Genomic DNA, 21,239 nt, shown 5'->3' with positions numbered 1-21,239 from the left:
AAATCGTAAATCGTAAATTATATCAAGTTAACACTTAATCCGAGTCCTCTCAATTCATGCAACAATACATTGAATGATTCCGGTAATCCGGGAGTCGGCATCGGCTCACCTTTGACAATGTGCTCGTAAGTTTTGGTTCTGCCGACAACATCGTCAGACTTCACTGTCAGGATTTCCTGAAGGATATGTGCAGCACCGAAAGCCTCGAGAGCCCAAACTTCCATCTCACCGAAACGCTGACCACCGAACTGTGCTTTACCACCCAAAGGCTGTTGCGTAATCAATGAGTACGGTCCGATAGAACGGGCATGCATCTTGTCATCGACCATATGGCCCAGTTTCAAGAAGTATGTCACACCCACCGTTGCCGGCTGGTCGAAACGCTCTCCGGTACCTCCGTCATACAGATAAGTCGTACCGTAACGCGGAACACCGGCTTTATCGGTATAAGCATTGATGTCATCCAGATTAGCACCATCGAAAATCGGAGTTGCAAATTTCAGTTCCAATTCTTTTCCGGCCCATCCTAACACAGCCTCGAAAATCTGTCCCAGATTCATACGGGAAGGCACACCCAGCGGGTTCAGACAAATGTCCACCGGCGTACCGTCTGCCAGGAAAGGCATATCTTCCACTCTGACAACACGGGACACAATACCTTTGTTACCGTGACGACCGGCCATCTTATCACCGATTTGCAGTTTACGTTTTTTAGCCACGTACACTTTCGCCATCTTGATGATACCGGAAGGTAACTCATCACCTACAGTAGCATTGTATTTCTTACGTTTCATCTGGCCTTCGATCTCCTTGTACTTGATCACATAGTTGTGAAGCAAATCCCGGATCATGTCATTTTTCTGCTTGTCTGTTGTCCATTTATTAGGATTGATCTCCAAATAATTCAGATTTTGCAGGGTCTTCAACGTAAATTTCACACCTTTCGGTATCACATCTTCATTCAGGTAGTTCTTCACACCCTGGGACGTCTTACCATTGGTCAGCTCGAACAGCTTATCTATCAGAAGTGTATTCAAATCCCCGACTTTACGTTCGAATTGTTCGTCGATTTCTGCCAGTAAAGTTTTTCCGGCAGCTTTCGATTTGCGGTCTCCGATCGTCCGTTGGAATAATTTCTTATCGATAATGACACCTCTTAAAGAAGGAGAAGCTTTCAATGAAGCATCTTTTACATCTCCGGCCTTGTCTCCAAAAATAGCACGCAGCAATTTTTCTTCCGGACTCGGATCGGATTCTCCCTTCGGTGTAATCTTACCGATCAGGATATCTCCGGGTTCTACTCGGGCTCCGATACGGATAATACCGTTTTCATCCAAATTTTTCGTAGCATCTTCACTTACATTCGGAATATCAGCCGTCAACTCTTCCAAGCCTCGCTTGGTTTCGCGGACTTCAAGAGAATATTCATCGACATGCACTGACGTAAATACATCGTTGCGCACGATATTTTCAGAAATCACGATAGCATCCTCATAGTTGTATCCTTTCCAGGGCATATAGGCCACTTTCAGGTTACGTCCCAAAGCCAGTTCCCCATCTTCGGAAGAATATCCTTCCGTGAGTATTTCTCCGGCTTCTACCCGTTGTCCTTTCTTGACAATCGGACGCAAAGTGATGGTGGTACTCTGGTTGGTACGTTTGTATTTCGGCAGGAGATATTCTCTGGTATCACCGTCGAAGCTTACGAAACGTTCTTCCTCTGTCTGGTCGTATTTAATGACAATCCGGCGTCCATCGACAAAGTCAACGATACCTGCGCCTTCTGCTACAACCTGGGTACGGGAATCCCGTATCAAAGCCCCCTCCAGACCGGTTCCCACAATCGGAGCCTGCGGCTTGATGATGGGCACAGCCTGACGCATCATGTTAGATCCCATCAATGCACGGTTAGCATCGTCATGTTCCAGGAAAGGAATCAACGAAGCGGCAATAGAGGCGATCTGATTCGGAGCAACGTCGATCAAGTCAACCTTTTCAACGTCTTCCACAGGGAAGTCACCGTCTTTACGGGATTTTGCCCGTTTTTTCACGAAATGTCCGTCATCCCCTACTTTGGCATTTGCCTGCGCAATCACCAGACCTTCTTCTTCTTCTGCGGACAAATATTTTACACCTTCCGAAGACAAATCGACAACTGCATTGTCAACTTTCCGGTAAGGAGTTTCGATAAAACCGAGTTCGTTAATCTTCGCATATACACAAAGCGAAGAAATCAATCCGATATTCGGGCCTTCCGGAGTTTCAATCGGACAGAGACGACCGTAGTGTGTGTAATGAACGTCTCGCACCTCGAATCCGGCACGATCGCGGGACAAACCACCGGGTCCCAGGGCTGACATACGACGTTTGTGCGTAATCTCGGCCAACGGGTTGGTTTGATCCATAAACTGAGACAAGGCATTCGTTCCAAAGAAAGAATTGATCACAGAAGACAATATCTTGGAATTGATCAAATCTACCGGAGTAAACACCTCATTGTCCCGGACATTCATCCGTTCACGAATGGTACGGGCCATACGGGCCAATCCCACACCGAACTGATTGTATAATTGTTCTCCGACAGTACGTACACGCCGGTTGCTCAAGTGGTCGATATCGTCCACATCCGTACGGGCATTCAGCAACTTGATCAGATATTTGATAATCTCAATGATATCTTCCTTCGTCAATATCCGTACGGAAGGATCTGTAGACAAACCTAATTTTTTATTCAGTTTATAACGGCCTACATCTCCCAGGTCGTAACGTTTATCCGAGAAGAACAACTTATCGATCACGTCGCGGGCTGTCGCTTCGTCAGGCGGCTCCGAGCTACGTAATTGTCTGTAAATATGGAGCACTGCTTCTTTCTCCGAGTTACACGGATCTTTCTGCAGTGTATTATATATAATGGCATAATCTGCCAGATTTTGCTTTTCTTTATGCAACAGAATGGTTTTAGCTCCCGATTCTACAATTGCATCGATATGTTCATTTTCCAGAACAGTCTCACGATCCACAATGATTTCGTTACGTTCGATAGATACGACTTCCCCCGTATCTTCATCCACGAAATCCTCCACCCAGGTCTTCAAAACACGCGCAGCCAAACGACGGCCAACGACTTTTTTCAATCCCGATTTGGAAACATTTATTTCATCTGCCAGGTCGAATATCTGAAGAATATCCTTATCCGTCTCAAAACCGATAGCGCGCAACAATGTCGTCACCGGCAATTTTTTCTTCCGGTCGATATACGCATACATCACATTATTGATGTCTGTAGCGAACTCAATCCACGACCCTTTGAACGGAATAATTCTGGCTGAATAAAGCTTGGTACCGTTAGCATGAACGCTCTGTCCGAAAAACACTCCCGGCGATCTGTGCAACTGTGATACGATGACACGCTCAGCCCCATTGATTACGAAAGTTCCTTTCGGAGTCATATAAGGGACATTCCCGAGGTATACATCTTCGATAACCGTATCGAAATCCTCATGTTCGGGGTCCGTACAATACAGCTTCAGTTTTGCCTTCAGAGGCGCACCATAAGTCAATCCCTGTTCCAGACACTCGTCTATCGTATAACGGGGCGGATCGATAAAATAATCGAGGAACTCCAGCACGAAATTATTCCGGGTATCGGTAATAGGAAAGTTCTCTTTAAAAACGGTGTAAAGGCCTTCGTTTTTTCTGTTTTCGGGAGTAGTACCCAATTGAAAAAAGTCTTTGAAAGACTTTAATTGCACTTCAAGAAAATCAGGATATTCCAATTGATTTTTAATGGAGGCAAAGCTTATTCTTTTATTTGAATGATTTGAAGACATCTATTAATTTTTTGGAACCTAAACAATAATAACAACAAAACGGTTTAGAGTCAAAAATGACTCTAAACCTTAAAAACCCAAAGGGTTCTATGACTTATTTAAGTTCAACTTCAGCTCCAGCTTCTTCTAATTGAGCTTTCAACTGAGCAGCTTCTTCTTTAGAAACTTTTTCTTTCAGAGGAGCCGGTGCTTTGTCAACTAATTCTTTAGCTTCTTTCAGTCCAAGACCGGTCAGCTCTTTCACTAATTTAACAACACCTAACTTAGCAGCACCTGCTGATTTCAGGATAACGTCGAACTCGGTTTGTTCAGCGGCAGCGGCAGCACCGGCACCAGCTGCAGGAGCAGCAACAACAGCAGCAGCTGCTGCAGGTTCGATTCCGTATTCTTCTTTTAAGATGTCAGCTAATTCTTTTACGTCTTTTACAGTCAGGTTAACTAATTCCTCTGCAAGTTTTTTCAAATCTGCCATTTCGATAATTATTTAAATTGTTTTTACTCTAGATAAAATAAAATTATGCTCTATCTTCCAGCGTTTTCAACACGCCACCGATAGTATTCTTCCCTGATTCCAGAGAAGAGATAAGTTTCTGCATCGGTGATTGAAGCAGTAAGATAATATCGCCCAGTAATTCTTCTTTCGATTTAACATTAACAAGCGACTCTAACTGATTTTCACCAACATAGACACATTCTTCAACATAAGCAGCCTTAAATACAGGTTTGTCATGGCTCTTACGGAACTCTTTAATTAATTTCGCAGGAGCATTTCCTGTTTCACAAAGCATTACAGCACTGGAGCCTTTCAAAGAACCGTAAAGGTCTTCATAATTTGCTTCCAGGCCATCGAGTGCTACTTTCAACAAGGTATTTTTCACCTGTATCAGTTTAATCCCGGCTTTGAAACATTCTCTCCGCAAATCCTGAGTCGCAGCAGCATCCAGTTCAGAAATATCACTTACATACAGATGCTTGTACGATTTAATCTGCTCGGTTAAATTGTCTATGATTACTTGTTTTTCTTCCCTTTTCATTCTACAAAGGTCCTTTTAAAGGTTAATAATTAATCAAGTAATGACTTAAGGTCTAATTTAATACCGGGACTCATTGTACTTGACAGGAACACACTCTTTACGTAAGTACCCTTAGCAGAAGACGGTTTCAGCTTCTGGATCATGTTCATGAACTCACGAGCATTGTCCTTAATCTGATCAGCTTCAAAAGTTACTTTACCGATAGAAGTGTGCACGATACCAAACTTGTCAACTTTAAAATCAATTTTTCCCTGCTTAACCTCATGAACAGCTTTACCAATTTCCATGGTAACAGTACCGCTCTTGGGGTTCGGCATCAATCCACGCGGACCTAAAATTCGTCCTAAAGCACCGATTTTACCCATGATAGACGGCATGGTAATAATGATATCGATATCAGTCCAACCTGATTTCAATTTCTCAATATAATCATCCAATCCAACATAGTCGGCTCCGGCAGCTTTAGCTTCTTCCACCTTATCAGGTGTACAAAGTACCAAAACACGAACCTGTTTACCGGTTCCGTGAGGTAAGGTGACAACACCACGTACCATTTGATTAGCTTTACGTGGGTCTACACCCAGACGAACGTCCATGTCAACTGACGCATCAAACTTGGTAAAAGTAATCTCCTTCACAAGTTTAGCAGCTTCTTCAATGGTATAAACTTTACCATTTTCGATCTTTTCTAAAGCTAACTTCTTATTTTTTGTCAGTTTACTCATTACGTTTGAAGTATTACAAATTCATTAAAAAGGTTTCTCACCCTCAACGGTGATCCCCATACTTCTGGCAGTTCCAGCTACCATGCTCATTGCTTTTTCCACTTCAAAAGCGTTCAAATCACTCATTTTTCCTTCTGCGATCTGTTTTACCTGATCCCAGGAAATAGAGGCTACCTTTTTACGGTTGGGTTCCGCAGAACCTGATTTGATTTTTGCCACTTCCAAAAGTTGAATTGCAACAGGAGGTTGTTTGGTGATAAAATCGAAAGATTTATCTCCGTAAACCTGAATAATTACCGGAATAATCTTTCCTGCCTGGTCCTGAGTTCTTGCATTGAATTGTTTACAGAAGTCCATAATATTGACTCCTTTAGAACCTAATGCAGGTCCCACAGGGGGAGAAGGATTAGCGGCACCAGCTTTGATCTGTAGCTTAATAATAGCTTCAACTTCTTTTGCCATGATTTTTTCTTCTCAATAATTTAAATTATTCTTTTTCTACCTGCATGAAACTCAATTCGAGCGGTGTCTGACGACCAAAAACCTTGACAATTACTTTCACCCGTTTTTTGTCATTATTCACCTCCTCTATCACACCGGTAAAACCGTTGAACGGTCCGTCTGTAACTTTAACGGATTCGCCCACAAAGTAAGGAACGCTTACTTCTTCCGGCTGTTCTGCAAGTTCATCCACCTTGCCAAGAATCCGATTCACCTCTGCTAAACGCATCGGCACCGGATCACCTCCTTTGGTTTCCCCCAGGAAGCCTATCACGTTCGTGATATCACGAAGCATGTGAGGGATTTCACCAACTAAAGCAGCCTCTATCATAACATAACCTGGAAAGAAATTCCGTTCTTTACTGATTTTTTTCCCGTTACGTACCTGATAGATCTTCTCGGTGGGTATCAAAACCTGTGAAACATAATCCTGAAGTCCCAAACTGGCAATTTCATTTTCGATGTACTCCTTTACCTTTTTCTCCTTACCACCGATCACACGAAGCACATACCATCTTTTTTTAATTTCTGCCATATTCGTTTTCCGGATTATTAATAAAACATACTATAAATAAAGGTCATCACATGTCTGAATACGAAATCCATAACAAATATACCTATCGCAATCATGACGGAAGCTATCATTACAATTGCGGCACTGCTCTGGAGTTCTGACCAGGAAGGCCAAGACACTTTATTGACCAATTCGTTATATACCTCTGCGAAGTAAGTCTTTATTTTCATTTTAGATCGTAGATTGTAAATTTTAAATTGCGTGCAAACTTACAACTTAAAATTTAAAATTAAAATAGCAAGCACGGGTGGAGAGACTCGAACTCCCGACACTCGGTTTTGGAGACCGATGCTCTACCAACTGAGCTACACCCGTTTATTAATTGCAGATTTGGATTTACGATTTACGATTAACTGCCCTAAGCAGAAAATCGCAAATCGCAAACTTATCATCTATGATTTGTGATTAAGATTTACATGGTAAATCAAAATCACAAATCGTAAATTATTCTAAGATTTCAGTAATCTGTCCGGCACCTACGGTACGTCCACCTTCACGGATAGCGAAACGCAAACCGAGTGAACAAGCAACCGGAGTCAACAACTCAACAGTGATTGTTACGTTATCTCCCGGCATTACCATTTCAGTTCCTTCCGGCAAGGTAATTTCACCCGTAACGTCCATAGTACGCAAGTAGAACTGCGGTCTGTATTTGTTGTGGAACGGAGTATGACGACCACCTTCTTCTTTCTTCAGGATATAAACCTCAGCCTTGAATTTGCTGTGCGGTTTCACTGAACCCGGTTTTGCCAATACCATACCACGTTTGATTTCATTTTTATCAACGCCACGCAGCAACAAACCTACGTTATCACCAGCCTCACCTGTATCCAACAATTTACGGAACATTTCAACTCCGGTACATACCGTTTTCTTACCGTCAGCACCCAAACCGATCATTTCGATTTCATCACCTACGTGTATGATACCCGTTTCGATACGACCTGTGGCAACAGTACCACGACCGGTAATTGAGAATACGTCTTCAACCGGCATCAGGAACGGTTTTTCATTGTCACGCGGAGGAAGCGGAATCCATGTATCAACAGCATCCATCAATTCCATCACTTTGTCTTCCCATTTTGCTTCACCATTCAAAGCACCCAATGCAGAACCCAAAATAATCGGGGTATTGTCGCCGTCATACTGATAGAAACTCAACAATTCGCGAAGTTCCATTTCCACCAATTCCAACATTTCCTGATCGTCAACCATATCCACTTTGTTCAGGAACACAACGATTCTCGGAACGTTTACCTGACGAGCCAAAAGAATATGTTCGCGGGTCTGAGGCATCGGACCATCAGTAGCGGCACAAACCAAAATAGCACCGTCCATCTGAGCAGCACCCGTAACCATGTTCTTTACATAGTCAGCGTGACCCGGACAGTCAACGTGAGCATAGTGACGGTTAGCTGTCTGATATTCTACGTGAGAAGTATTGATCGTAATACCTCTTTCTTTTTCTTCCGGAGCATTATCGATAGAATCGAAAGAACGCAATTCTGAAAGACCTTTTTTTGCCAACACTGTAGTGATTGCTGCAGTTAATGTAGTTTTACCGTGGTCAACGTGACCGATAGTACCGATATTTACGTGTGGTTTTGACCTGTCAAACTTTTCTTTAGCCATAACTCTAAAACAATTTTATTATTAAACAATTTATTACAAAAAATCTGTGTTCTATTCTTTACTTCCTGACCGACAAGTAATTATCACATGACAGCCCAGAAAAGCCCGATTATCGAGCGTGCAAATATAGAAAAATAATTTTGTTGCACAAAATTATTTTCACTTAAAGTTTGTGGTTTATAGATTATTATCTATTTTCCCCAGCTCAGGGCACAAATTATTTTTCTCTCTCTTTTTCTTTGATTTTTACCAACTGACGTTTTACAACGTCATACAACTCATCGACAGCTTCTTCGAATTTTTTTGCATTTTTCTTGGCAAAAACATCTTGACCTTTTATATCCACGCTTACTTCCACTACTTTGTTTTCAAGATTATCATCTTTTTCCAATTTCAATGCAACATCGATCCCTAGAATCGAATCATTGTATTTTTCCAACTTAGCCAGCTTTTTCTGGATAAATTCCTCCAGTTGCGAACTTGCAGAAAAACCAACAGAACTAATCCTAACTTCCATAGTATTTCCTCCTTTAATTTTAAGCCCTCGGATGAGCCTGGTTAAACACCTTAATTAAATTTTCAAAAGAATTGTGAGTATAAACCTGCGTTGCTGTCAGATCAGAATGTCCCAACAATTCACGAATAGCTTCTATACAAGCCCCATTGTTGAGCAATTGCGTAGCGAAAGTATGACGCAAGACATGCGGACTCCTTTTGGATAAAGAAGTGACTTTTCCGAGCCACCTTACCACCAGCCGATAAATAAACTTATCGTATGCCGGTCCCCCTTTATCTGTTACAAAAAAAACATCGTGCCTCCCGTTTACCAATTCTCCCCGCAATTTCAGATAGGGAGCTATATTTTCAATCAATTCATCAGCCAAAGGTATCAAGCGTTGCTTGTTTCCCTTACCTGTAACGACAATATTTTTCCCGGAAAAATCGATATCTCGCACCTTCAGCCCAACCAACTCCGAACGCCTCATTCCGGTATAATAGGCCATCAATAAAACCAACCGATCCCTCTGCTCTGCAAATCCTCCCTCCAATGCCTCACTATCCAGCAATTCATCCATTTGATAATCAGGAACGAAAACAGGTAGTTTCTTTCCCATCTTGGGAGACATGACGACTTCTGTCGGATCACTCTCCACAATACCTTCCCGCATCAAATATTTGAACAAAGTCCGCAATGCGCTCAATTTCCGCCTCACGGTAGTCGCATTCATTCCTTCCGACATCTTGATCACAGCCCATTCCCTTACAATCTTTCCTGTGATGTCTGTAAATCCGAATACGTCTTTCTTTGTCGCGCAGAATTTCAGAAACTGCTCCAAATCCTCTTTATAAGCAACCAAGGTGTGAAACGAATATCTTTTCACATCTTTCAGATAATTCAGAAATGGCTCAATATCCATATTTTATACTATTACGAGCCTTACCGAAAACTGTATTTTCTTCCCCGGTTCCGGACTCTAAAATCGTATCTAAATATAAAACTTTACTCCGGAATTTACAAATCCGGAGCAATATTTTATTCTTCAGCAGCTTGTAAAGACTGTTTATAAACAGCTTTCAAGTGTTGCTGACGATTACGAATCGAAGGCTTTGTAAATGCCTGACGATCTCTCAATTCTTTTACTATACCGGTTTTTTCAAATTTTCTTTTGAATTTTTTCAAGGCTCTCTCGATATTTTCGCCTTCTTTTAAAGGTACTATAATCATGATATTCAATTTTTAATATTCAACATTAAGTTATTAATCCTCCGCAAATCTTCCCCGCCAAATATTGGAAACGCTGTACATTTCCTGCATTATCCGGTTTAATATAAACCACAAAAATCCCTGGCAAACCTGGTGTCCGCAATTTTTGTCCTATTTTACACTGCAATTATATCCCCGGAATAGCCCACCTCCTTTCAAGCGGTTTGATTTTTAATTAATTATATTTTTCAAAAATGGAAGGCAAAGATAAACGTTTTAGTCGAGAATCAAAAACATGCATACAGGAAATTTATTTTCAGCCGGCAGAAAAATGTTCCGATCAGGGATTCAACAAATCCTTACAAAAAAAATCCAGCACTTTGTTGATCATCGAAATATAAGTTTGCGCTTTTGAATTTTCAGGATTCAAGCGCAATACCGCATTGAATTTATTCAACGCATCCGTATTCTTTCCCTCCCGGTAATACAACTCTCCCAATTCCAACAAATCCATTTCATCCGGCTGATCCGCTGTTTTTTTCTCCAATTCTAGTATTGCTTCCTGCAATTTCCCTTCTTTTACCAGTTTTTCTATGTGACAATCCATAAAGTAATCATTAAAATTATAAAGTTTATATTCAATTTCTCTCTCCCTGCAAAAAGATGAATCGCAAATAAAGAATAAAGATAGGTATAAATTTATGATTTTAGATTTTAGATTTATGATTTATGATTTTAGATTATATAAATCTGACAACGAATCGGCTTATCAAACAATTTAAAATTTAAAATCATAAATTTATACCCAACTTATTCAATTCACGATTATTTCCCGTCTGGTCTTATTCCCGACAGCATCCGTAACGGTCAACAATACCCGGTTTTTCTGTCCTTTTACAAAAGCCGGCTCATTCTTACGACAAGTCAATGTTCCCGTTTTTGCATCATATTCGAAAAGACACCAACGCCCGTTCACTTCCCCCCTATATTCACGTATGCCTGCCAATTCATCTTTTATTGTAAACTTCAGACTACCGTTAATCATTCCGCCATATTCGACCCGGGGTGGAACCGAATCTATTAATAAGGTATATTTTCCCAACATATTCACCCAGGCACATAACCCATTCCCCTCCCGCATTGTTTTCAATGCTTCCCATTGTCCTTTGGCATTTAATCGTGCCAATACCATCCGGGCATCCCAATATTCCCCTTCTACCCGCAACAAAGCTTTAACCCAAAGCGGTACATCCTGTCTGGCTGTGACAAATACACCTGCCGAATCCACAGTCGCAATACTGTCCACCACAGTAAACAATGAGCAGGAATCCAGCTCCAGCACATAGGGACCGGCTTTTAAATGATATACACGTCCGACCTCCAACACTTTTCCCTCCTTCTTCCCATGTTGTTTTCCTCCGACCAGTACACAACGAAGCACAGAACTATTGCCGCTGATATCTTCAGCTTCCAACTCCACCTCGGCCTCTTCTCCTTCGTTCAGCGTCAAATAACCGTTGTCCACACAACTGATCCCCGGTATCCGGTCGATATAATTCCCAAAACAACGATACACCGTCTCCGATCTTTCCCGGTAAAGTTCAAAATCTTTCAAATCGTTTACCAAAGGCGCTTTATCGAAAGCACCGGTATCAACAACCAGGCGAAAGCGCTCAGCCTGTCTGCTCCGTAAAGTCAATTTATACACGCCCAGTTTATTCCAGGAACCATCCATAACATCCGTAATATAAGCACCGACACCGACACGGCCGGCAGATACCTTTATACGGCCGGCATCATAACGTCCTTTCCCCAAAGCCTTCACGTCACAACGACGACGTATCAACCGTCCCGCCGGGTCCGATTCATACACGTACAATTTTCGGAAATTAGGAGCAACGTGATCCTGAATGGCAATAAAACGTAAAGGATTCAGAATATTTTCTGTCTTCGTATCCCGGTATTCAAAATGCAAATGAGGCCCGCCCGAAGCACCTGTATTTCCACTATAAGCAATTGTGTCCCCTTTCCGGAAGATCAGCCCGAGTTCCCGTACATTTTCATCCAGCTCAAAGCTTTCGTTGCGGTATTGCAATTCTCTGGCTACTTTTCGTATTTTACCGTTAAAACGATCCAGATGCCCGTACACCGTCGTCATGCCATCCGGATGTTCTACGTAAAGTGCATTTCCATATCCGGAAGCCGAAATACGGATTCGGGCAATAACCCCGTCGTTCACACATAAAACCGGCAAACCGGTAGTACCTCCTGTCTTCAGATCGATTCCGGAATGAAAATGGGTGGCTCGCAATTCCCCGAAATTCCCGCTCAACAAAGGTTCTCTTCTCAAAGGCAAGATATTCGTACCCAACTGAGCATACAGAGGTATCATTATAAAACAATGAAGTACCACCAACCCCAACCGACAAAACCATTTAATCATTCTCATCCCGGCAAAATATTTAATTTTATGTCGCAAATATATCAACACTATTGATAATTTGAAGAAAAAAAATTATCTTTGTCATGAAAAGATAACGTTATGAGCGGAAAAGAGGATGCCGTTTTAAACGAGCTGAAATTTAAAGTTGAAAGATTAATAAAACTATATATATCCTCACTTCAGACGATTGAAGATCAAAAAAGCAGGATAGAGGAATTATCTGCTGAGATTGAAAATCTGAAAAGTGAGAAGCAAAATTTAAATGAAGAATTAAAAACAGCCAGAGTGGCAAATGCGCTTTCAGGTTCGGGTGACGGCAGTTATCAGGCGAAATTGCGAATTAACCAACTGGTGCGGGAGATCGATAAATGTATTGCTCTTTTGAACAATTGATATGAGCGAAAAAGATTCTACGGTTTCGATAAATGTCAGTATCGCGAATAAAAAATTCCCGATTATTGCCAAAAGCCAGGAGGAAGAGGAGATTTACCGGGCAGCATCGAAACGTATCAATGATATGATTTCTAAATTTCAGGCCAAGTACGGGACACAAGCCGATCCTTTGGACTTTTTGTATCTGACAGCGTTTCAGCATACAGTAGCCCTGATTCAGGCTGAGAAACGAAACGATACCGGGCCATTGATAAATGAGATTGAAAAGATCAATTTGCGAATTGACGAATTCGTTAAAGAGTAATTGACAAGCGTTCTTTGAATAAGATATTCCCGCATTATTTCGAATTTAAGCGAAAAACTCAACACTCAAACAATTAGAGCGGATGCTTTATTTGCCCAAGACAGGCCTCAACTCTTCGGAGTTCCTTCGGGACAGTGGAAGTCTGAATCAAATTGCAGCTCTACCCGTGTCATACAGGGGTTTTATTAAATGAAATAGTGCGGGTTTTTTTTGTACCCACGTTAGCGGTTATAAAATCGACACATTTGATTTTACACCAATAACACATAAATGAGAAACTTATAACACAACATATAATTACATTTTAATTTCAACAATATGACACACATAATAATCGCAGGAGTGGTGGCCCTGATCGTCGGAATCTTGATTGGATATATTGTGATCCGGCTCGCATTAAAGCACAGAAGTGAAAATATTATCAAAGAAGCAGAGGCTGAAGCCGAAGTTATAAAAAAAGATAAGATTCTCCAGGCAAAAGAAAAATTTCTGCAAATCAAAGCAGAACATGAGAAACAGGCCGCAGCACGCAATAACAAGCTTTTGGTTGCTGAAAATAAATTGAAGCAACAGGAAACTTTTATCTCTCAAAAGATGGAAGAAATCCAGCGGAAATCCAAAGACCTCCAGTCACTTCAATCCAATTTAGATGTACAAAAGGAATTGATGGAGAAAAAAGTTTCCGAACTGGATAAACTGAAAAAACAACAAATCGAACAGTTAGAAGCTATTTCAGGCATGTCCGGCGAACAGGCCAAAGAAAAACTCATCAATTCCCTGAAAGAAGAAGCTGAAACCGAAGCCATTTCCTATGTTAATGAAATCATGGAAGAGGCCAAGATGACAGCCAATATGGAAGCTAAAAAAGTAGTTATCAAAACCATACAACGTGTGGCTACGGAAACGGCTACGGAAAATGCAGTATCCATTTTCCATATTGATTCGGACGAAATCAAAGGACGGATTATCGGGCGCGAAGGCCGGAATATCCGTGCTCTTGAAGCAGCCACCGGTGTTGAAATCATCGTTGATGACACTCCGGAAGCTATCGTTCTTTCAGGCTTTGATCCTGTCAGAAGAGAAATCGCCCGTTTATCCTTACACCAACTGGTAACGGACGGACGTATTCATCCGGCACGCATCGAAGAAGTCGTAAATAAAGTCAAAAAACAAATCGAAGAAGAAATCATCGAGACCGGTAAACGTACCACAATCGACCTGGGTATTCACGGATTGCATCCGGAATTAATCCGTTTGATCGGAAAAATGAAATACCGTTCTTCTTACGGTCAAAACCTGTTACAACATGCCCGGGAAACGGCCAACCTCTGTGCTATCATGGCTGCGGAACTCGGTTTGAATGTGAAAAAAGCCAAACGCGCCGGCCTGTTGCATGACATCGGTAAAGTGCCCGACGATGAGCCGGAATTGCCGCACGCTATCCTCGGTATGCAATTAGCTGAAAAATACAAAGAGAAACCGGATATTTGCAACGCTATCGGAGCCCATCATGAAGAAATCGAAATGACCACGCTGATCGCTCCGATTGTGCAGGCTTGTGATGCCATTTCCGGTGCCCGTCCGGGTGCCCGCCGGGAAGTTGTAGAGTCTTATATCAAACGTCTGAAAGATATGGAAGACTTGGCACTTTCTTACAACGGTGTTGTAAAAACATACGCTATACAAGCCGGCCGTGAACTGCGCGTAGTGGTCGGAAGTGAAAAGATCTCGGACAAAGAAGCCGAAAAAATTTCCTTCGACGTAGCCAAACGCATACAGGACGAAATGACTTACCCGGGACAGGTTAAAGTAACGGTAATCCGTGAAACACGGGCCATTGCTTACGCCAAATAAATCCCGAACGGATAAAAAGAAAAATCTCCGAAAACAAAATTTTCGGAGATTTTTTTATAAAACAACACACGGATCTCAATTATAAATCGGAGCCCTATCCTTTCCTGCAAAAAAGAAAGATCGCAAATCAAAAATCAGAAGAGTTTTTCCTTTACTTTCCTTCCCCGTTTCAGATCCCGGTTTATAAACCACAATCAGAAATCTACAATTTAAATCCCAAACTGACCAAAACGGCACGCCGTCTTAAAGCATAGGAGGTAGAAAAGGTATTTACACCGTCATAGGAAGAAAAAGCATAGGTGTGTTTATCACAGATATTTTCACAACGTAAAGCGACCTCCCAGCGAGGCAGTGAATACCTGACCTCTGCATCCATAAAGAAAAGCCGCAAATCAGGAGCATCTGCAATTTCATTATTTACATACTCCCCCTTCCAGGTCACCTGCCAATAAGGAGCCGGAAAAAAATGCAGCGATAAACCGGATTTCCAATCCGACAACCAGTCGGAAACATAACGAGCCGTACCCGTTTTATTACCTTTATAAGCGATTTGTAAATTCACCCGGTTCCAGGAAACCGGTTCGCAGTCTATGTTTACAGTTACCTGTGCCGTATGTCCGGTAACCTTCCACTCCTTTTGTTGCTGAAACTGATTGAAACTCATTCGGGTATATCCGGCATCGACAGATAAATTAGTCCGCCAGCCATCCCAATATTTACCCAAACGCCCGTTTATCATCAGATAGCGCCTGTCATTATCTCTTTTCTCTCTATATTGAAGGATATGGTTTTCAGTCAGAGTTTGTGCCGATACCAGATTCGAATGTTGCATTCGATAAATGACCGACAGAGTCGTAAACAACACATTGATCGGATTCCGGTAAGTGAAACTGGCACTATACGAATGTGACGTCCGTTGCTCCGGTATGGATATTCCTTTACGAAAGGTACGGAAATTCGTCATACGGACTCCCTCTGTAAAATCCAGAGCATCTCCTAATTCCTTTTGCATCCGGTAAGAAAGCGATGCTTTCCAATAAGGATTGAATGTATAATGATACCGCACCGACGGATTCGTCCAAAGTCGGGAAAAATGTTCTTTTTCAGGTATCGAACGATGATCGGCATACAAATCCAGAAAAACCAAGGGCATACCAATCGTCAACCTTCCCCGTTCTCCCCTCAGGGTATACTCCGGCTGTAACTGATACTCCCAACGATTCCATTGCAGGCGGTTGTTCTGACTCACTTCAAACAAACCGGGTCGTAAATCCGAACTAAGATGTTCCAAGGCAGCCGTAAATGCGACATCCAGTCTGAATAAAGATTTTCCTTTCTGCCGCGAAAATCCGGTACGATTCGTCGTGTAAAACTTTTGACGGTCGGTACGTTGTTTTAACAAACCGACCTGTCCGAACTGCACGGTATCCCCTGCCACATCCAAACGTTGAGGTTGTCCGGTATACCGGATAAAAGAATACAAATTCCAATTACTTTTTCCGGTTCTTTTAACCAGATCCAATTTATTCTGGATCAAAAACAAAGGCATTCTGAAATCCTGGTCTACCTGTTGTGACCCGCTGACACCGGAAGCCACATCACGCCAATTACCGTAAAATTTCAGTTCATCATCCACATACACAGAAGAAGCATTCGTCGTCCACGAAAACACGGCTTCAGCCCTATGCGAATCGTCCCGTAACTGATTTAAAGTATTCCACAGCAACTCTTCTTCCGTTCCCAACTGATAACGATTAAGTTCCTGCCTTTGCTCCCGATCCCGGTTTTTCAGGTAAGTCAGCACCAAACGCAATTGGGAATCCTCATCAATCTTCCACAATTGATTGGCAGTAGCTGCATAAGATTGATTCTGCAAATAACGCTTTTCATCCACCGGCAAAGCGATCAGGCTTCCCGATTCCATCAAATCAGTCGGATAAGGGGGAACTCCTTGCAATAAATCAGCCATTCCCAAACCATGATCGCTTAATTCATCCGTCAGATTACGTCCGGTATTGTTGGTTTTAAACGTATATAACGACTGCCAGCTACGGGCCATTTCCATCGCCATCAGCTTTCCTTCCCACAAACCTTCGGAAGAAGTAAAACCACCGCCGGCTTCTGCGTTAATCACCGGCCGCCCCAGTTTTTCTTTTTTCAGTTTCAGATTAATAGCTGCCTGTTGCGAAAACACCTGATCTCTCAGCAGTTTTACAGGTTGATGATTTTCCAGTACCTGTACTTTTTCTACTGCATCAGCCGGAATATTATTCGTAGCTATCCCATATTTGGCCCGCAACAAATCCAGTCCTTCAATATAAAAACGGTTGATCGGTTCCCCCTGATACGTAATCGCTCCGTTTTCACTGACTTTAATACCGGGTAATTTTTTCAGAACATCACCGATCACCCGGTCTTCTCCTCCCTGAAAAGCCTCTACCCGGTAATTAAGCGTATCCCCCACCGACCACATTGGTGCAGCCTTTACGGTCACCTCCTTCAATTGAAATTGCGTAGGAACAAAAGTAATATCCTTTTGCCCACTCACATTTTTACAAATTAAAACAACATTCTTATACCCCAACAAAGCAAAACGCAGACATACGGAATCAACCTCCGCATAAAACCGCAACCGGTATTCTCCCTGCTCTCCACTCATGGTATATGCAAAAACTTTCTCTCCTTTCAGATCGGTAGCCGAACAAATAACATCACTCACCAGCCGTCCGGTTCCTTCTTCTACAATCTTCCCTTCATACACGGTTTGCGCCAAAACTGACGGACTTATACACAGAGTAACCAAAATTCCAACATACCACAACATCTTGTTCATAGGCTCATTCTAATTCTATCGGGTTATACGGATATTTTTCACGGGGCAGTTGATCTTTGGGTACCGATACAAGACCAGAATTACCGATAACAGCCCCCGGATTACTCATAGCCATCTTCTCTACCTGCATGAATTTTTTACGGGTCAAACGTACCTTAAGCTTGCTATTCGTTAAGTAAATAGGACTTTCCCAATCAACCCGGTACAGAGCAGTACATTCGAAAGAATAATCCCGGTCCGCATCCTCCACTTTCAGGATCAGCCCAGGTAATCCGTTAAACTTCCAGGGACCGTTTGATAACGGTATATCCGGAGCATACCAGGCCGTATAATCACGCCCCCGAAACGAGCAGGTTGCTTTTTTACACAAATACCCCAACACTCTCAGCGTATCCGGCATAAAAGTCCAATCGAACACCGGCATATCCTCCGTATAAACATACTCATTTATCAAGATTTCTTTCTGGAACAGGCACTGTCCTTTCGGATAATTCTTGAGCAGGACACCTTTATCCCCAGCCTTATAAGTCCGTGCAAAATATTGATTGAAAATACTGGCTAAACTCAATTCAGGACGTTTCAATTCATCTGCCTTAATGGAGTCGCTAATCCAATAAGTATAGTTAGAATATCTTGACACTTGCTTACCAATCTGCAACATCATTTCGGACTTTGTCAGCGTATCGGGATCTGATTTATTTTCCCGTACCAACTGACAATAATGCGCATTCAAATACGTATAATCCAACGTATCCCGGGGAGTCATATCACGTGGAAACCCCGCCTCACCTTTAGGAAATGAAATTGTCACTTGTGCAAACAGAGGAAATTGCACTAAAAAGAAAAACATCGCTGCCAATATTGTTTTCATACTTACCAATTTTACACACGCTACGAATTTATCGTAAATATACTAAGTTATCGTAGAAACAAAGCTATTCATGAAAAAATACATTTATTTCATAACTCCTTTTACATCCAATATAATCCTTACACAGCTTCACATCCAATCCGCTCACTTTTCTATTGCAGTTCTATCGGATTATAAGGACGTGTTTTCGTCACCATTTTTTCGCCTTTCGGTACCGTCAGAAGACCGGAATTACCGATAACGGCATTCGGATTATTCATCGCTGCTTTTTCTGCCTGCCGGAATTTTTCACGGGTCGTTTTGATAGTATTTTTTATTTTACTCAAATATATAGGACTTTTCCAGTCGACCCGGTACAGGTCCGTACATTCAAAAGAATAATCCCGGTCTGCATCCTCTACTTTCAGGATCAGCCCCGGCAAACCGTTAAACTTCCAGGGACCGTTCGATAACGGAATATCGGGAGCATACCAGGCCGTATAATCACGCCCCCGGAACGAACAGGTTGCCTTTTTACACAAATACCCCAATACAGTCAGTGTATCCGATGCAAATGTCCAATCGAATGTCGGTTTCGTTTCCGTGTAAACATATCTATCTAACAATACCGGCATTCGGACCCAATATTGACCCTTCGGATAATTTTTAATTAATTCACTCCTATCTCCAGCCTTTTTAGTCCGCATCAAAGCCCCATTCAAAACTTGTAACATACTTAATTCCAACTGCTTTAATTCCTCCGCCATAATAGAATCGCTGATCAAAATCTTATAATTTACATATTTGGATTTTTCATTTCCAATCTGTAACACCATATCCGATTCTGTCAACTTATCCGGAATAAGTTTATTTTCCCTTACTGACTGACGATAATGTACATTTAAAAAAGCATAATCCAATGTATCCCGAGGATCCATTTCACGGGGAAAGTTTTCTAAATTTCCTCCAATCGTTTGTGCAAATAAAGAAAACTGCAAGAAAAAGAAAAATGTCACTATCAATATTGTTTTCATACTTATTAATTTTATATATACTACGAATTTTTCGTAAATATACTAAATTATCGTAGGAACAAAACTATTCATGAAAAAATATATTTATTTCATAACTTTTCTTACGTCCAATATAACCCTCACGCAACTTCATTTACAATCCTCTTACTTTTCTATTCCAACTCTATCGGATTATAGGGAAGTATTTTCGTTACTATTTTCTCGCCTTTCGGTACCGTCACAAGACCGGAATTACCGATAACGGCATTCGGATTATTCATCGCTGCTTTTTCTGCCTGCCGGAATTTTTCTCGGGTCGTTTCAATATCTTTTTTCCTTTTACTTAAATAGATGGGACTTTTCCAACCGACCCTGTAAAGGGCTGTACATTCAAAAGAATAATCCCGGTCCGCATCTTCCACTTTCAGGATCAGTCCCGGCAAGCCGTTAAACTTCCAGGGACCGTTCGATAACGGTATATCCGGAGCATACCAGGCTGTATAATAACGCCCCCGGAACAAACAGGTGGCTTTTTTACACAAATACCCCAATACTGTCAATGTATCCGATGTAAATATCCAATCAAATACCGGTTCCCTCTCCATATAAATATATTTATTTAACAAAACCGGCACTCGTACCCAATACTGCCCCTTCGGATAATTTTTTATCACAACACTTCTATCGCCGGCATTTTTAGTCCGCATCGTAGCTTGGTTCAAAATATTAGTGATGTTCAATTTCGGACACCTTAGTTCCTCTGTCATAATAGAATCATTAACCAAAAATCTATAATTAGAATACTTCGATACTTGTTCGCCGATCTGTAAAACCATATCTGATCCTGTCAGTTCTTCCGGAAATAATTTATCCTTTCGAATCAATTGACGGTAATGTACATTTAAATACGCACAATCCAACGTATCACGAGGCTCCATTTTACGAGGAACATCTTCTATATTTCCCTTAAAGACAATATTTTGAGCAAATAAAGAAAACTGTATACCTAAAGCAAAAGAAAATAACAAAATTATTTTCATAACATCATAGTTTATAAAAGAGAGTTCCTAAAAGAACTCTCTTTATTCATTAACAATTCTCCGCATCTAAATCCAATAATAAATCCCACATTTCATACACATCATCGTAATAAGAACTATCACTATAAATAATCTTACCACAACTTAATTGAAAATACATCGGAGCTGCCACAACAGCTAACGTTAAAAAACACGCACTTACGAAAGCAATCATTCTCTTTTTCATAACTCATAAAGTTTAAGAAGCTGTTTTGAAAAATCATAAATCAACAACCGCTCTTTTTCTGGGGCAGCCTGTGTGTTAATCTAAAATTTAAAATCCTTATAAAACTCCTCTAAATCGTAAATCATAAATCGTAAATATTTCTCTCTATTCCAACTCTATCGGATTATAAGGAAGTATTTTCGTTACTATTTTCTCGCCTTTCGGTACCGTCACAAGACCGGAATTACCGATAACGGCATTCGGATTATTCATCGCTGCTTTTTCCGCCTGCCGGAATTTTTC

At 41.5% G+C, this 21,239-nt stretch carries 21 protein-coding genes and 1 tRNA gene; 3 read left to right on the top strand and 19 right to left on the bottom strand.

Annotation, left to right across the window (positions count from 1 at the left end; all coding sequences use genetic code 11):
* Positions 1-17: 17 nt before the first annotated feature.
* The 14 genes from rpoB to BN8908_RS17925 all read right to left on the bottom strand — a co-directional run bounded on the left by rpoB (position 18) and on the right by BN8908_RS17925 (position 12,450).
* Positions 18-3,830 (bottom strand): DNA-directed RNA polymerase subunit beta, encoded by a 3,813-nt coding sequence (rpoB, locus tag BN8908_RS17990; RefSeq protein ID WP_021987636.1) that lies wholly within the window; start codon positions 3,828-3,830, stop codon positions 18-20.
* Positions 3,831-3,924: 94 nt separating this feature from the next.
* Positions 3,925-4,302 (bottom strand): 50S ribosomal protein L7/L12, encoded by a 378-nt coding sequence (gene rplL / locus BN8908_RS17985; RefSeq protein WP_021987637.1) that lies wholly within the window; start codon positions 4,300-4,302, stop codon positions 3,925-3,927.
* A 43-nt stretch (positions 4,303-4,345) separates the two neighbouring features.
* Entirely contained in the window at positions 4,346-4,864 is a 519-nt protein-coding gene (gene rplJ, locus BN8908_RS17980; protein ID WP_021987638.1) for a 50S ribosomal protein L10, read from the bottom strand.
* A 29-nt stretch (positions 4,865-4,893) separates the two neighbouring features.
* Positions 4,894-5,589: a 50S ribosomal protein L1 gene (gene rplA / locus BN8908_RS17975; protein ID WP_021987639.1), complete on the bottom strand. Its 696-nt coding sequence runs from the start codon at positions 5,587-5,589 to the stop codon at positions 4,894-4,896.
* A 24-nt stretch (positions 5,590-5,613) separates the two neighbouring features.
* Positions 5,614-6,051, bottom strand: coding sequence for a 50S ribosomal protein L11 (gene rplK, locus BN8908_RS17970; RefSeq protein ID WP_021987640.1), 438 nt, complete (start codon positions 6,049-6,051; stop codon positions 5,614-5,616).
* Positions 6,052-6,076: 25 nt separating this feature from the next.
* Positions 6,077-6,625 (bottom strand): transcription termination/antitermination protein NusG, encoded by a 549-nt coding sequence (gene nusG, locus BN8908_RS17965; protein ID WP_021987641.1) that lies wholly within the window; start codon positions 6,623-6,625, stop codon positions 6,077-6,079.
* A gap of 17 nt (positions 6,626-6,642) precedes the next feature.
* Entirely contained in the window at positions 6,643-6,834 is a 192-nt protein-coding gene (gene secE / locus BN8908_RS17960) for a preprotein translocase subunit SecE (RefSeq protein ID WP_068692016.1), read from the bottom strand.
* Between the two features lie 72 nt (positions 6,835-6,906).
* Positions 6,907-6,979: transfer RNA gene (locus BN8908_RS17955), tRNA-Trp, on the bottom strand.
* A gap of 129 nt (positions 6,980-7,108) precedes the next feature.
* Positions 7,109-8,296 carry an elongation factor Tu gene (tuf, locus tag BN8908_RS17950; protein WP_068692014.1) on the bottom strand — a complete coding sequence of 396 codons (1,188 nt, stop codon included), beginning with the start codon at positions 8,294-8,296 and terminating at the stop codon, positions 7,109-7,111.
* A 217-nt stretch (positions 8,297-8,513) separates the two neighbouring features.
* Positions 8,514-8,813 (bottom strand): ribosome hibernation-promoting factor, HPF/YfiA family, encoded by a 300-nt coding sequence (hpf, locus tag BN8908_RS17945; protein WP_021987644.1) that lies wholly within the window; start codon positions 8,811-8,813, stop codon positions 8,514-8,516.
* Between the two features lie 19 nt (positions 8,814-8,832).
* On the bottom strand, positions 8,833-9,714 hold the full coding sequence (locus BN8908_RS17940) for a tyrosine-type recombinase/integrase (protein ID WP_068692013.1): 882 nt from the start codon (positions 9,712-9,714) through the stop codon (positions 8,833-8,835).
* Positions 9,715-9,830: 116 nt separating this feature from the next.
* Positions 9,831-10,022: a 30S ribosomal protein S21 gene (gene rpsU / locus BN8908_RS17935; RefSeq protein ID WP_021987646.1), complete on the bottom strand. Its 192-nt coding sequence runs from the start codon at positions 10,020-10,022 to the stop codon at positions 9,831-9,833.
* A gap of 319 nt (positions 10,023-10,341) precedes the next feature.
* Positions 10,342-10,608, bottom strand: coding sequence for a tetratricopeptide repeat protein (locus tag BN8908_RS17930; RefSeq protein WP_021987648.1), 267 nt, complete (start codon positions 10,606-10,608; stop codon positions 10,342-10,344).
* 207 nt (positions 10,609-10,815) lie between these two features.
* The gene (locus tag BN8908_RS17925; RefSeq protein ID WP_082989313.1) at positions 10,816-12,450 is read right to left on the bottom strand and encodes a M23 family metallopeptidase; all 1,635 of its coding nucleotides are present in this window, start codon (positions 12,448-12,450) and stop codon (positions 10,816-10,818) included.
* Positions 12,451-12,543: 93 nt separating this feature from the next.
* On the opposite strand from BN8908_RS17925, the gene BN8908_RS17920 reads away from it, so the two are divergent.
* The 3 genes from BN8908_RS17920 (at position 12,544) to rny (ending at position 14,995) form a co-directional block, all read left to right on the top strand.
* Positions 12,544-12,837, top strand: a complete 294-nt coding sequence (locus BN8908_RS17920) for a hypothetical protein (protein WP_021987650.1) — start codon at positions 12,544-12,546, stop codon at positions 12,835-12,837.
* 1 nt (position 12,838) lies between these two features.
* Positions 12,839-13,141, top strand: a complete 303-nt coding sequence (locus BN8908_RS17915) for a cell division protein ZapA (protein ID WP_021987651.1) — start codon at positions 12,839-12,841, stop codon at positions 13,139-13,141.
* 318 nt (positions 13,142-13,459) lie between these two features.
* Positions 13,460-14,995 (top strand): ribonuclease Y, encoded by a 1,536-nt coding sequence (rny, locus tag BN8908_RS17910; protein WP_021987653.1) that lies wholly within the window; start codon positions 13,460-13,462, stop codon positions 14,993-14,995.
* Between the two features lie 202 nt (positions 14,996-15,197).
* Here the strand turns inward: rny and BN8908_RS17905 are convergent, their stop codons facing one another.
* The 5 genes from BN8908_RS17905 to BN8908_RS18670 form a co-directional block, all read right to left on the bottom strand.
* Positions 15,198-17,828 carry a TonB-dependent receptor gene (locus tag BN8908_RS17905; protein ID WP_068692008.1) on the bottom strand — a complete coding sequence of 877 codons (2,631 nt, stop codon included), beginning with the start codon at positions 17,826-17,828 and terminating at the stop codon, positions 15,198-15,200.
* A 4-nt stretch (positions 17,829-17,832) separates the two neighbouring features.
* Entirely contained in the window at positions 17,833-18,699 is an 867-nt protein-coding gene (locus tag BN8908_RS17900) for a GLPGLI family protein (protein WP_021987655.1), read from the bottom strand.
* A 152-nt stretch (positions 18,700-18,851) separates the two neighbouring features.
* Entirely contained in the window at positions 18,852-19,712 is an 861-nt protein-coding gene (locus tag BN8908_RS17895; protein WP_068692006.1) for a GLPGLI family protein, read from the bottom strand.
* Positions 19,713-19,864: 152 nt separating this feature from the next.
* Positions 19,865-20,731, bottom strand: a complete 867-nt coding sequence (locus BN8908_RS17890) for a GLPGLI family protein (RefSeq protein ID WP_068692005.1) — start codon at positions 20,729-20,731, stop codon at positions 19,865-19,867.
* A gap of 49 nt (positions 20,732-20,780) precedes the next feature.
* Positions 20,781-20,957, bottom strand: coding sequence for a hypothetical protein (locus tag BN8908_RS18670; RefSeq protein ID WP_154670143.1), 177 nt, complete (start codon positions 20,955-20,957; stop codon positions 20,781-20,783).
* Positions 20,958-21,239: the final 282 nt, after the last annotated feature.

This window comes from Culturomica massiliensis, assembly GCF_900091655.1.
Taxonomy (GTDB): Bacteria; Bacteroidota; Bacteroidia; order Bacteroidales; family Marinifilaceae; genus Culturomica; species Culturomica massiliensis.
The sequence above is the reverse complement of the archived record's forward strand: the minus strand, read 5'-3'. Positions and strand labels throughout refer to the sequence as shown.

What these genes read in the sequence shown, in the direction of transcription:
- rpoB (WP_021987636.1), bottom strand. Translation starts at nt 3,830, where the DNA reads ATGTCTTCAAATCATTCAAATAAAAGAATAAGCTTTGCCTCCATTAAA.
- rplL (WP_021987637.1), bottom strand. Translation starts at nt 4,302, where the DNA reads ATGGCAGATTTGAAAAAACTTGCAGAGGAATTAGTTAACCTGACTGTA.
- rplJ (WP_021987638.1), bottom strand. Translation starts at nt 4,864, where the DNA reads ATGAAAAGGGAAGAAAAACAAGTAATCATAGACAATTTAACCGAGCAG.
- rplA (WP_021987639.1), bottom strand. Translation starts at nt 5,589, where the DNA reads ATGAGTAAACTGACAAAAAATAAGAAGTTAGCTTTAGAAAAGATCGAA.
- rplK (WP_021987640.1), bottom strand. Translation starts at nt 6,051, where the DNA reads ATGGCAAAAGAAGTTGAAGCTATTATTAAGCTACAGATCAAAGCTGGT.
- nusG (WP_021987641.1), bottom strand. Translation starts at nt 6,625, where the DNA reads ATGGCAGAAATTAAAAAAAGATGGTATGTGCTTCGTGTGATCGGTGGT.
- secE (WP_068692016.1), bottom strand. Translation starts at nt 6,834, where the DNA reads ATGAAAATAAAGACTTACTTCGCAGAGGTATATAACGAATTGGTCAAT.
- tuf (WP_068692014.1), bottom strand. Translation starts at nt 8,296, where the DNA reads ATGGCTAAAGAAAAGTTTGACAGGTCAAAACCACACGTAAATATCGGT.
- hpf (WP_021987644.1), bottom strand. Translation starts at nt 8,813, where the DNA reads ATGGAAGTTAGGATTAGTTCTGTTGGTTTTTCTGCAAGTTCGCAACTG.
- BN8908_RS17940 (WP_068692013.1), bottom strand. Translation starts at nt 9,714, where the DNA reads ATGGATATTGAGCCATTTCTGAATTATCTGAAAGATGTGAAAAGATAT.
- rpsU (WP_021987646.1), bottom strand. Translation starts at nt 10,022, where the DNA reads ATGATTATAGTACCTTTAAAAGAAGGCGAAAATATCGAGAGAGCCTTG.
- BN8908_RS17930 (WP_021987648.1), bottom strand. Translation starts at nt 10,608, where the DNA reads ATGGATTGTCACATAGAAAAACTGGTAAAAGAAGGGAAATTGCAGGAA.
- BN8908_RS17925 (WP_082989313.1), bottom strand. Translation starts at nt 12,450, where the DNA reads ATGAGAATGATTAAATGGTTTTGTCGGTTGGGGTTGGTGGTACTTCAT.
- BN8908_RS17920 (WP_021987650.1), top strand. Translation starts at nt 12,544, where the DNA reads ATGAGCGGAAAAGAGGATGCCGTTTTAAACGAGCTGAAATTTAAAGTT.
- BN8908_RS17915 (WP_021987651.1), top strand. Translation starts at nt 12,839, where the DNA reads ATGAGCGAAAAAGATTCTACGGTTTCGATAAATGTCAGTATCGCGAAT.
- rny (WP_021987653.1), top strand. Translation starts at nt 13,460, where the DNA reads ATGACACACATAATAATCGCAGGAGTGGTGGCCCTGATCGTCGGAATC.
- BN8908_RS17905 (WP_068692008.1), bottom strand. Translation starts at nt 17,828, where the DNA reads ATGAACAAGATGTTGTGGTATGTTGGAATTTTGGTTACTCTGTGTATA.
- BN8908_RS17900 (WP_021987655.1), bottom strand. Translation starts at nt 18,699, where the DNA reads ATGAAAACAATATTGGCAGCGATGTTTTTCTTTTTAGTGCAATTTCCT.
- BN8908_RS17895 (WP_068692006.1), bottom strand. Translation starts at nt 19,712, where the DNA reads ATGAAAACAATATTGATAGTGACATTTTTCTTTTTCTTGCAGTTTTCT.
- BN8908_RS17890 (WP_068692005.1), bottom strand. Translation starts at nt 20,731, where the DNA reads ATGAAAATAATTTTGTTATTTTCTTTTGCTTTAGGTATACAGTTTTCT.
- BN8908_RS18670 (WP_154670143.1), bottom strand. Translation starts at nt 20,957, where the DNA reads ATGAAAAAGAGAATGATTGCTTTCGTAAGTGCGTGTTTTTTAACGTTA.